The sequence below is a fragment of the Streptomyces sp. NPDC057438 genome, from assembly GCF_042802995.1.
GTDB lineage: Bacteria > Actinomycetota > Actinomycetes > Streptomycetales > Streptomycetaceae > Streptomyces.
Genome location: NZ_JBHVDD010000147.1, coordinates 1 through 11587 on the forward strand (window position 1 = coordinate 1; position 11587 = coordinate 11587).

The 11587-nt window shown below is 68.1% G+C and carries 8 protein-coding genes; 7 read left to right on the forward strand and 1 reads right to left on the reverse strand.

Annotated features, from left to right (window positions below):
• Positions 1-63: 63 nt before the first annotated feature.
• Entirely contained in the window at positions 64-1512 is a 1449-nt protein-coding gene (locus tag ACFU5F_RS40755; protein ID WP_383898534.1) for a CCA tRNA nucleotidyltransferase, read from the reverse strand.
• Between the two features lie 230 nt (positions 1513-1742).
• On the opposite strand from ACFU5F_RS40755, the gene ACFU5F_RS40760 reads away from it, so the two are divergent.
• The 7 genes from ACFU5F_RS40760 (at position 1743) to trxA (ending at position 11438) form a co-directional block, all read left to right on the forward strand.
• Positions 1743-4151, forward strand: coding sequence for a DUF6049 family protein (locus tag ACFU5F_RS40760; protein WP_383898536.1), 2409 nt, complete (start codon positions 1743-1745; stop codon positions 4149-4151).
• 47 nt (positions 4152-4198) lie between these two features.
• Complete coding sequence (gene murJ / locus ACFU5F_RS40765) at positions 4199-6430, forward strand: murein biosynthesis integral membrane protein MurJ (protein ID WP_383898538.1); 2232 nt, start codon at positions 4199-4201, stop codon at positions 6428-6430.
• A 118-nt stretch (positions 6431-6548) separates the two neighbouring features.
• The gene (locus ACFU5F_RS40770) at positions 6549-8276 is read left to right on the forward strand and encodes a protein kinase family protein (protein WP_383898540.1); all 1728 of its coding nucleotides are present in this window, start codon (positions 6549-6551) and stop codon (positions 8274-8276) included.
• Positions 8277-8300: 24 nt separating this feature from the next.
• Positions 8301-9011 carry an RNA polymerase sigma factor SigM gene (gene sigM, locus ACFU5F_RS40775; protein ID WP_383898542.1) on the forward strand — a complete coding sequence of 237 codons (711 nt, stop codon included), beginning with the start codon at positions 8301-8303 and terminating at the stop codon, positions 9009-9011.
• Complete coding sequence (locus tag ACFU5F_RS40780; RefSeq protein WP_383898544.1) at positions 9008-9922, forward strand: hypothetical protein; 915 nt, start codon at positions 9008-9010, stop codon at positions 9920-9922. Before sigM ends, ACFU5F_RS40780 begins: the two co-directional genes overlap by 4 nt.
• 170 nt (positions 9923-10092) lie before the next feature.
• A complete protein-coding gene (trxB, locus tag ACFU5F_RS40785; protein ID WP_383898546.1) occupies positions 10093-11064 on the forward strand; it encodes a thioredoxin-disulfide reductase in 972 nt (323 codons plus the stop codon).
• A gap of 41 nt (positions 11065-11105) precedes the next feature.
• Complete coding sequence (gene trxA / locus ACFU5F_RS40790) at positions 11106-11438, forward strand: thioredoxin (RefSeq protein ID WP_005482961.1); 333 nt, start codon at positions 11106-11108, stop codon at positions 11436-11438.
• Positions 11439-11587: the final 149 nt, after the last annotated feature.

Below are 11587 nucleotides of genomic sequence, written 5' to 3' on the forward strand. Positions count from 1 at the left end.
GTGCGATGTTTCACGTGAAACATCGCACCGCTCCCCTGTCCACCGGCAACGGACAGTCCGTCGTCAAGAGACCTGCGGAGTCCGGGCCCACCACTCCTTGAGCGCTGTCACGGCCTCATCGTGCGGCATCGGCCCGTTCTCCAGGCGCAGCTCCAGCAGGAATTTGTACGCCTGCCCGATCGCCGGCCCTGGCCCTACTCCCAGGATCTCCATGATCTGGTTGCCGTCGAGGTCCGGGCGGATGGCATCCAGTTCCTCCTGTTCCTGGAGCTGGGCGATCCGGTCCTCCAGACCGTCGTACGCGCGGGACAGGGCGTTTGCCTTGCGCTTGTTCCGTGTCGTGCAGTCGGAACGGGTCAGCTTGTGGAGCCGGTCCAGCAGCGGGCCGGCGTCGCGCACGTAGCGGCGGACAGCGGAGTCCGTCCATTCGCCCGTGCCGTATCCGTGGAAGCGCAGGTGGAGTTCGACCAGGCGCGAGACATCCCTGACGAGTTCGTTGGAGTACTTGAGAGCAGCCATGCGCTTCTTGGTCATCTTGGCGCCGACCACCTCGTGGTGGTGGAAGGAGACCCGGCCGTCCTCCTCGAATCTGCGCGTGCGGGGCTTGCCGATGTCGTGCAGCAGGGCGGCGAGCCGCAGAGTGAGGTCGGGTCCGGCCTCTTCGAGCGCGATCGCCTGCTCCAGGACGATCAGCGTGTGGTCGTAGACGTCCTTGTGCCGGTGGTGCTCGTCCCGTTCCAGTCGCAGCGCCGGCAGCTCGGGCAGAACATGCTCGGCGAGGCCGGTCTCTACCAGCAGGCTCAGACCCTCACGGGGATGAGCGGAAAGGATCAGCTTGTTCAGCTCGTCCCGTACCCGTTCCGCCGAGACGATCTCAACACGGCCGGCCATGTCGGTCATCGCCGAGACGACCTCGGGGGCCACCTCGAAGCCCAGCTGGGCGGCGAAACGCGCGGCCCGCATCATGCGCAGCGGATCGTCGGAGAAGGAGTCCTCGGGGGCGCCAGGAGTACGCAGCACACGCGCCGAGAGGTCTTCGAGCCCGCCGTGGGGGTCGATGAACTCCTTCTCGGGGAGACCCACCGCCATCGCGTTCACGGTGAAGTCCCGGCGCACGAGGTCTTCCTCGATCGAGTCGCCGTACGACACCTCGGGCTTGCGCGAGGTCCGGTCGTACGCCTCGGAGCGGTAGGTGGTGACCTCGATCTGGTAGCCGTCCTTCTGCGCCCCCACCGTGCCGAAGGCGATCCCGACCTCCCAGAGGGCGTCCGCCCAGGGGCGCACGATCTTCAACACGTCCTCGGGGCGGGCATCCGTCGTGAAGTCCAGGTCGTTGCCGAGGCGGCCGAGCAGGGCGTCCCTGACCGAACCCCCGACCAGGGCGAGCGAGAAGCCCGCCTCCTGGAAACGGCGAGCGAGGTCGTCGGCGACAGGGGACACCCGCAGCAGTTCACTCACCGCGCGGCGCTGCACCTGGCTCAGGGCACTCATGTCTTCGTTGGCGTTCGGCACAACAGAAAAGGGTACGTGGCGCCGGTGGCCGCGGTCGCCTCCATTGAACGTGCACAAGGCCATGGGCGGGTGCGCCATCCAGCGACTCCATCGATACACACACATACGGGGACAGTCCGGCCTCGGCGCCGATCTTGTGGATCGGACCGCGGCACTTCCCCTCAGCGCACATCGTTACCATGCGTGGACGCACATTCCGACGACCACTGACGACGAGGACGGGCGAGCGCGTGGCCGAGGCGGCAGACTTCCAGGGGACGTATCCCTCACCTGCCCGCCGGTGGCTGCTGCGCACCGGGGCGCTGTTCGCCGGGGCGCCCCTGCTGGCAGGTCTGTTCCAGGTGCCCTCGGCCCCGTCCGCGCAGGCGTCGCCGAAGACCTCCTTGGCCGAGGCCACAGGATCGAAAACCGTCGAGGTCTCCCTCGACTCGCTCAGCCCCGGTGTGCCCACTGACGGCGACACCGTCACCGTCTCTGGCACGGTCACGAACAAGGGCAAGCAGACGGTCACGGACGCCCACGTGGGCCTGCGGGTGGCAGCGGCGGCCGTGACGGGCCGCTCGGCCATCGACGAAGCTGCAGGACGCAGTGGCTTCGACCAGTTCACCGACGGCACGGAGGTCGGCGGGAAGTACGTGGAGAAGTTCCCCGAACTCGCCTCCGGTGTGGCTCAGCCCTTCACCATCTCTGTGCCTGTCAAGGAGCTTGATCTCGGCTCGGACGGGGTCTATCAGCTGGGTGTCTCACTCTCGGGCAGAACCGCGTCCGCTCAGTACGACCAGGTCCTCGGCATCCAGCGGACCTTCCTGCCGTGGCAGCCCGACGAGGCCGGCACCAGGACGAAGACGACGTATCTCTGGCCGCTGATCTCCACCACCCATCTGACAGCCGAGACGGGCCCCGGCGAGCAGCAGACGCCCGTCTTCCTGAACGACGACCTCGCCAAGGAGATCTCGGCGGGCGGACGCCTGGAACAAATGCTCACGCTGGGCAAGGACCTGGACATCACCTGGGTGATCGATCCGGATCTCCTGGCGTCGGTGGTCGCGATGACGAAGAACTACCGGGTCCGGAGCAGGGACACCACCGTCGCCGGCAAGAACCAGGCCGTCGCCAAGGCCTGGCTGGCGGAGCTGGAGACCGCGGTCCAGGGCGAGGAGGTGGTCGCGCTCCCCTTCGCCGATCCCGACCTCGCCGCGCTGGCCCACAACGGCAGGACGGTCGCGGGTTCACTCAGCCGCTTGAAGGGCGCCACCGATGTGGCCTCCGACACGGTCGAGAACATTCTCCGGGTGGTCCCGGAGACGGACTTCGCCTGGCCCGTCAACGGCGCCGTCGACCCGTCGATCGTCAAGGTCGCCATCTCCGCGGGCGCCGACAAGGTGATCGCCCGCAGTGACAGCCTGCAGGAGAGCAGCAGCCTGTCCTACACGCCCAACGCGGCCCGGCCCATCGGCGGCGGCACCACGGCAGTGGTCGCGGACGCCCGGCTGTCGACGGCCTTCCAGGGCGACATGACCAAGGCCGAGAGTTCGACGCTGGCGGTGCAGAGGTTCCTGGCCCAGAGCCTGGTGACCGACCTCCAGAACAACAAACAGCGCAGTGTCGTGATCGCCCCTCAACGCATGCCGTCGGCGAGCCAGGCCCAGACCATGGCGCAGGCCCTGACGGCGCTCCAGGGCGGCAACTGGTCGCAGCCCCAGGAACTGTCCGAGGCCGCCGAGGCGAAGCCCGACCCACGCGCCAGCACGAGAATTCCGTCCGCTTCGGCCTACCCCAAGTCGCTGCGGAAGCAGGCTCTGCCCAAGTCGGCGTTCGAGGAGATCCAGGGCACTCAGGCCGACCTCGACCGCTTCAAGGTGATCCTCACCGACCAGTCCCGCGTGGTGACGCCGTTCGGCAGGACCATGGACCGGGAGATGTCCACGTCCTGGCGGGGCCGTTCCATGGACGGGGCGGTCTACCGCAACGACGTGCAGTCGTACCTCAACTCGCTCACCGGTCAGGTCCGGCTGATCGAGAAGTCGGAGACGAAGCTCTCCGGCCGCAGCGCCAAGATCCCCGTGACCGTGCAGAACAACCTGGTGCAGGGCGTCGACAACCTGACACTGCGTCTCGAATCGATGGCACCGAAGCGCCTGAAGATCGATGGCGAGGACTTCGCGGAGCAGTTCGTCGACATCTCCGGCGGCCACAGCGAGTCGGTGAAGTTCACCACCAACGCCAAGGCCAACGGCAAGGCCGACGTCGTGGCCCAGCTCTACACGGCGGACGGCGAGAAGTATGGTGACGAGGTCAGATTCACGGTGAGCGTCACCGAGATCACGCCCACGGTCATGCTGGTCATCGCTGGTGGTGTCCTGCTCCTCGTGCTCGCCGGTTTCCGGATGTACACACAGCGCAAGCGTGCGGCCGCCCGGCTGGAGGGGCGGCAAGCCCCGGCGGACGACGACTCGCCGGAAGGCGTTTCGACGAGCGAGGACGCGAACACCGAGGCGTCCCCAGTCGTACACACTGCCGAGGAGGATTCCTCGGCGAAGTCCGGGACGGACGAGCCGGAGCACCCGAGTGACCCGGCACCGGACACCGCTCCGGAAAGCGCCGACCCGTCCGGCACGGGTGAGAGAGTGGACCGTTGAGCGATTGTCGTGGCCGGTTGGCCCGGGGACGATGAGGTGGGGTAAGCATGAACGCGCCGTACGACGGTGACCGCGGCCAGGGCGCGGCCGACTCGGGGTATCCCGACGGCCCGCTGCCCGGGTCGGGCCAGGTGCCGCCGCAGCCTCCCGCGGACATGTACCTCCAGGACGCCTACGACCAGGACCCCTACCGTGCGCGCGATCTCTCCGCCCAGGACCCGGTGGCCGAGGCGCTCTACGACCGGGCCGCGCATCCCCCGCCCGCTCCGGGGACCTACCAGCCGCAGCAGCCTCTCTACGCGCAGCCGTCGTCACCGCAGTACGCGCCCGACCCGCGTGTGTGGGCCCAGACACCGGCCCCCGAACCCGAGGGCCCGACCCGTCATCTGCCGTACGGTGACGACGCCCGTACGACGCAGTTCGTCGGGGTGGACGACCTGGTGACCCAGGCCGGCGAGGAGCGCCACGAGCCGGACGCGTTCGCCCATCTCTTCCGCGACCAGCAGCAGAGTAGCCCCACCCCCGTGGGCCAGCCTTCCGTGCCCGGACCGGCCCCCGCCCCCTCACCCGGGGCCGGACCCGGTCGTCCGGCGCAGCAGGAGCCTTCTCCGACGCCCGCAAGTGCACCTGCACCTGCGCCGAAGAAGGGCGGACGTGCCTCGGGCCTGCTGAAGTCGAGCGCCGTGATGGCGGCGGGCACCATGGTGTCGCGCCTCACCGGCTTCATCCGGTCGGCGATGATCGTCTCGGCGCTGGGTCTGTCTCTTCTCGGTGAGTCGTTCCAGGTCGCCTACCAGCTGCCGACGATGATCTACATTCTGACCGTCGGCGGTGGTCTCAACTCCGTCTTCGTGCCGCAGCTCGTCCGTGCCATGAAGGACGACGAGGACGGCGGAGAGGCGTACGCCAACAGGCTGTTGACCCTGGTCATGGTGATCCTGGGCCTCCTCACCGCGCTCGCCATGTTCGGCGCACCCCTGCTCGTGCGCGCACTGTCGACCCCCCTCGCCACCGACCCCGCGGCCAATGACGTAGCTGTCACCTTCACCCGGTACTTCCTGCCCTCGATCTTCTTCATGGGCATCCACGTGGTGATGGGCCAGATCCTCAACGCGCGCGGCCGCTTCGGCGCGATGATGTGGACCCCAGTCCTCAACAACATCGTCATCATCGTCACCCTCGGCGCGTTCCTCTGGGTCTACGGCAGCGCGGCCAACTCCCACATGACGGTCGAGAACATCCCGCCGGAGGGCGAGCGCCTGCTCGGTATCGGCATCCTCCTGGGTCTCGTGGTCCAGGCCCTGGCGATGATCCCGTACCTGCGGGAGACCGGGTTCCGGATGCGGCTGCGCTTCGACTGGAAGGGCCACGGCCTCGGCAAGGCCGCGATGCTCGCCAAGTGGACGATCCTGTTCGTCCTGGCCAACCAGGCGGGCGCCCTCGTGGTCACCCAGTTGGCGACCGCGGCGGTCACCGAGACGAAGATCGCCGGAACCGGTTTCAGCGCCTACGCCAACGCCCAGCTCATCTGGGGCCTGCCGCAGGCCATCATCACCGTCTCGCTGATGGCCGCCCTGCTGCCGCGCATCTCCCGCTCGGCCGCCGAGGACGACACGGGCGCCGTCCGTGACGACATCTCGCAGGGTCTGCGCACCACAGCGGTCGCCATCGTGCCGATCGCCTTCGGCTTCGTCGCACTCGGCATCCCGATGTGCACACTGATCTTCGGCCCCTCCGGCACCGGCGCGGCCACCAACATGGGCTTCATGCTGATGGCCTTCGGTCTCGGCCTGATCCCGTACTCCGTGCAGTACGTGGTCCTGCGTGCCTTCTACGCCTACGAGGACACCCGGACCCCGTTCTACAACACGGTCATCGTGGCCGCCGTCAACGCGAGCGCCTCCGCGGTCTGCTTCTTCGTGCTCCCGGCCCGTTGGGCCACGGTCGGTATGGCGGCCTCGTACGGTCTGGCGTACATGATCGGTGTCGGCATCGCCTGGCGCCGGCTCAAGAAGCGGCTGGGCGGCGACCTGGACGGATCCAGGGTCATGCGGACGTACGCGCGGCTGTCCATCGCCTCGCTGCCCGCGGCCCTGCTCAGTGGAGCCGCCTGCTACGGCATCAGCCAGACCCTGGGACAGGGTGTCGGCGGCTCGATGCTCGCACTCGCAGGGGGAGGAATCGTGCTGCTCGGTGTCTTCTACGTCGCCGCGCGCCGCATGCGTATCGAAGAGCTCAACTCGATGGTCGGCATGGTCCGCGGACGGCTGGGGCGCTGAGGTCGGGGTACGCGCACAACCATCGTCCGCCGCCGCGTGTCGCTCATAGCGGCGGACTGTGGGCACAATTGGCTTTGGCGTGTCAGAACGCTCAACGGATGGGGAGGCAGGAACGACGGTGGCGGAACGGAGCACGGCTGCCGTCGACGTGGCAGACAACAGCGGCGACGAGCCGCTGACCGCACAAGCGGACCAGTCCACGGCCGACGGGGAGGCCCAGAACCGGGAGCGGGACACGGAGAGCTCGGCGAGCGAAGAGGCACAGGGACACGGCGATACCGGGAGCCCTTCGCAGACGACACCGCCCGAACTGCACAGCGGCCACAAACTCGCCAGGCGGTACCGCCTGGAAGAGTGCGTCACCCGTCTGGACGGTTTCAGCAGTTGGCGCGCCGTGGACGAGAAGCTGCGTCGCGCGGTCGGGGTGCATGTACTGCCCGCCGACCACACGCGCGCCCGTTCCGTGCTGGCGGCAGCCCGGTCCTCGGCGTTGCTGGGGGACCCCCGCTTCGTCCAGGTCCTCGACGCCGTCGAGGAGAACGACCTCGTGTACGTCGTGCACGAATGGCTGCCCGACGCCACGGAGTTGACGGCGCTGCTGGCCTCCGGCCCCCTGGAACCGCATGACGCCTACCAGATGGTCACGCAGGTCTCGCACGCCATGGCCGCCGCCCACCGTGAGGGCCTCGCACACCTGCGGCTGAACCCGAGCGCGGTGCTGCGTTCCGCATCCGGGCAGTGGCGCATCCGCGGTCTCGCGGTGAACGCCGCGTTGCGCGGGATCACCTCGGACACCCCACAGCGGACGGACACCGAGGCCATCGGCGCACTGCTGTACGCCGCCCTCACCCAGCGCTGGCCGTACGAGAACGACGCGCACGGCCTCTCCGGGCTCCCCAAGGGCGTCGGGCTCATCGCTCCCGACCAGGTCCGTGCGGGCGTCCACAGAGGGCTGTCGGAGCTCTCCATGCGCGCACTCGTCAACGACGGCGCCACCGCCTCCCGCCACGAGACCGCGTGCACGACGCCCGAGGAACTGGTGAAGGCTGTCGGGGAGATGCCGCGTATCCGCCCGCCGGAGCCCGTGTTCACCGCACCGCCCGACTACCAGCACACGACGTACCAGCAGGGGACCTACGGCCGGCAGGCGCCGCACCAGGGTCTCACCCAGCCCATCCAGCCCCCGCCGCCTCCACTGCAGAGCCGGACCGGCAAAGCTCTCAAGTGGGCCGTCTCGGCGCTGCTGATCGCCGCGCTCGGTCTCGGCAGCTGGCAACTGGCCGACGCCCTCATGAACGGACGGGGTCAGTCCAGCGAGCCGGGCACCAGCCAGACGTCCGACGGCAACGACAAGGGCACCGACAAGGCCAAGCCCGTCACGACGCTCAGCATCAAGGGCGCCGCGGAGTACTACCCGGACGGCAAGCCGCAGCACGCCAACGACGCGAAGCTGACGTACGACAACAGCTCGTCGACGTACTGGCGGACGTACTCCTACAACGACGGCCCCACACTGGCGCCGTTCAAGCAGGGCGTCGGCATCGTCTACGACCTGGGCTCGGTCAAGGAGGTGTCGGCTGCCTCGATAGGGCTCTACTACACCGGCGACCACACCACGGCCACGCTGTACGCGGCCGACTCCCTGTCGTCGACAGCTCCCCTCAGCTCCATGACTAAGATCGCCACGAACAGAACGAGTGGCGCGGACCTGAAGATCTCCGCCAAGAAGTCGGTGAAGACGCGGTACGTTCTCGTCTGGCTCACGGATGTGCCCTACGCGAACCGTGACCAGTTCAGTGGGTCCGGCTACAAGCAGGCGATCACCGACGTGAAGTTCACGGGCTGAGAGCTCATCGAGGGAGGGGGTTCGATGGCACACAGCGCTGATCACAGCGAGGTAAGCGATCAGGATCTCCTGGCCCGGCACGTGGAGGGCGACCCCGACGCCTTCGGTGAGCTCGTACGACGGCACCGGGACCGGTTGTGGGCGGTGGCCCTGCGGACGCTGGGCGACCGCGAGGAGGCCGCCGACGCCGTCCAGGACGCGCTGGTGTCCGCCTATCGTGCCGCCCACACCTTTCGTGGTCAGGCGGCCGTCACGACCTGGCTGCACCGCATCACGGTGAACGCCTGCCTGGACCGTGCCCGCAAGGCCACCTCGCGCAAGACGTCGCCCGTCGACGACACCGAGCGCCTGGAGCAGCTCCTGGAGCCGCACGAGTCGGCTTCGGCCCCGGCCGAGCGCAATGATCTGCACCGGCAGCTGCTGGAAGCCCTCGGGACCCTGCCGCAGGATCAGCGCGCGGCGCTCGTCCTGGTGGACATGCAGGGCTACCCGGTGGCTGAGGCCGCGCGGATTCTCGACGTGCCCACCGGAACGGTGAAAAGCCGTTGTGCCCGAGGCAGAGCCAGACTTCTGCCGCTGCTGAACCATCTCCGTGCGGATGGTGAGGGCAGCGGCAAAAAGTCGGGGCATGGAAGGAACCGGACGCAGGGGACATCCGTCCCACCCGCAGCGGGACCACATGATGCAGGGCCAAGCGATTCAGCTGCTGTGAAGGGCGGAGGTGGGCGAGCGTGACATCCGCTACCGACACGGCCGGACACCCCGATGTCGCAGAGATCTCCGACCTCAGCGAGGGCCTGCTCCCTCTGTCCCGGACGACGCACATCCGACAGCATCTGGACGACTGCCCCCTCTGCGCCGATGTCTATGCCTCGCTGGAGGAGATCCGTGGTCTGCTCGGCACCCTGCCGGGCCCGCCCCGTATGCCCGACGACGTGGCAGGACGGATCGACGCGGCCCTGGCAGCCGAGGCCCTTCTGAACACCGAGGCCCAGCGGCAGGAGGCCGCCGCGGAGCCTGCCTCCGTCAGCGTCCCCTCCACGGCGCGCAGGGAGGAGGACACCACGCATGTTTCACGTGAAACATCGACGGCGGCGGACCGCCCTGCCGGTCATCCACGCGCGTCCACCGGCCCCGGACGCGCCGGTAAGAGGCGCATCAAACGTCGTACGACAGTCATCGGCGCCGTCTTCGCGCTCGCGGCCCTGGGCTTCGGTACGGTCCTCGTCCAGTCGGGCGGTGAGAGCGACGATCCCGGGCACGGGACTGCGACAGCGGCCTCCTCGACCTTCTCAGGCGTGAAGCTGGAAAAGCGGGTCAAGGCACTCCTGGGCGAGGACAGGACCGAGAACGAGAGCTTGCCCAGCAAGGACACCTTCGGGACCGCGACGTCGCCGGACAAGAGCAGGAACACGGTCCTCAAGGCCGAGGTCCCCGCCTGTATCGCCAAGGGCATCGGCGATGTCACCGGTGTGATCGCTTCCGAGCCCGGTACTTACCGGGGAGACGACGCCTATCTCGTGCTGCTGCCCGACCGCTCCGACGACTCACGGGTCACCGCTTATGTCGTCGACGCCTCCTGTGTGGACAAGGCCACGGAATCTGCCGGCGACGTTTTCTTGAAGCAGTCCTACCCTCGCTCCTGAGGACTGCCTCCCGCGTGGTGCTGTCCAGGCTCCCTGTGCAGTGCGCTGTCTCCGTGTGCCCGGACACAGCGGGAATGCGCGCCCCTTAGGATCCGTTGGGTGGGGTGAGAGTTCCGAGAGCAGCTCCCACCGGCAGTACGCAGCAGTCTCCAGAGACGAGGAATCAAGCCGTGAGCGACGTCCGTAACGTGATCATCATCGGCTCCGGGCCCGCCGGCTACACGGCGGCGCTCTACACCGCGCGCGCGTCGCTGAAGCCGCTGGTGTTCGAGGGCGCCGTCACCGCAGGTGGCGCGCTGATGAACACCACCGAGGTGGAGAACTTCCCCGGCTTCCGGGACGGCATCATGGGTCCCGACCTCATGGACAACATGCGGGGCCAGGCCGAACGGTTCGGTGCCGAGCTCATTCCGGACGACATCGTCGCCGTGGACCTCAGCGGCGAGATCAAGACCGTCACGGACACGGGCGGCACGGTGCACCGTGCCAAGGCCGTCATCGTCACCACGGGCTCCCAGCACCGCAAGCTCGGACTGCCCAACGAGGACGCGCTCTCCGGCCGCGGTGTCTCCTGGTGTGCCACCTGCGACGGGTTCTTCTTCAAGGACCAGGACATCGCGGTGATCGGCGGCGGGGACACGGCGATGGAGGAGGCGACCTTCCTTTCCCGATTCGCCAAGTCCGTGACGGTCGTGCACCGCCGGGACACGCTGCGGGCCTCCAAGGCGATGCAGGATCGTGCGATCGCCGACCCGAAGATCTCCTTCGTGTGGGACAGCGAGGTCGCCGAGATCCAGGGCGACCAGAAGCTCGCCGGGCTGAAGCTGCGCAACCTCAAGACAGGTGAGACGTCCGAGCTGCCGGTGACGGGCCTGTTCATCGCGATCGGCCACGACCCGCGCACGGAACTCTTCAAGGGTCAGCTCGAACTGGACGACGAGGGCTATCTGAAGGTGGCCGCCCCGTCGACCCGGACGAACCTGACCGGCGTCTTCGGCGCCGGTGACGTCGTCGACCACACGTACCGCCAGGCGATCACCGCGGCCGGCACCGGCTGTGCCGCGGCCCTCGACGCCGAGCGGTACCTCGCTGCTCTCGCCGACGGCGACCAGGCCGCCGAGCCCGAGAAGACCACCGTCTGACCCCCGTCCGCCCCACCGCACCAACCAGTTAGGAGCCCTCAGTGGCCGGCACTCTGAAGAACGTGACCGACGACTCCTTCGAGCAGGACGTCCTCAAGAACGACAAGCCCGTCCTGGTGGACTTCTGGGCCGCTTGGTGCGGCCCGTGCCGCCAGATCGCGCCCTCCCTCGAAGCGATCGCCCAGGAGTACGGCGACAAGATCGAGATCGTCAAGCTCAACATCGACGAGAACCCGGCCACGGCTGCCAAGTACGGCGTCATGTCCATCCCGACGCTGAACGTCTACCAGGCCGGTGAGGTCGCCAAGACGATCGTCGGTGCCAAGCCCAAGGCAGCGATCGTGCGCGACCTTGAGGACTTCATCGCCGAGTGATGTTTCACGTGAAACACGAAGAGGCCGACCCGAGCGGGTTGGCCTCTTCGCTTTAGAGGACGTCTCATTTGGCTCGGTCGGTAGTCTGCGTTCGTGGACATCGTGGAGCGTCTGGTGCCGGATGAGTTGTGGGAGTTGTTCGAGCGGGT

Coding starts and splice junctions, on each gene's coding strand:
- murJ (WP_383898538.1), top strand. CDS start 4,199: ATGAACGCGCCGTACGACGGTGACCGCGGCCAGGGCGCGGCCGACTCG.
- sigM (WP_383898542.1), top strand. CDS start 8,301: ATGGCACACAGCGCTGATCACAGCGAGGTAAGCGATCAGGATCTCCTG.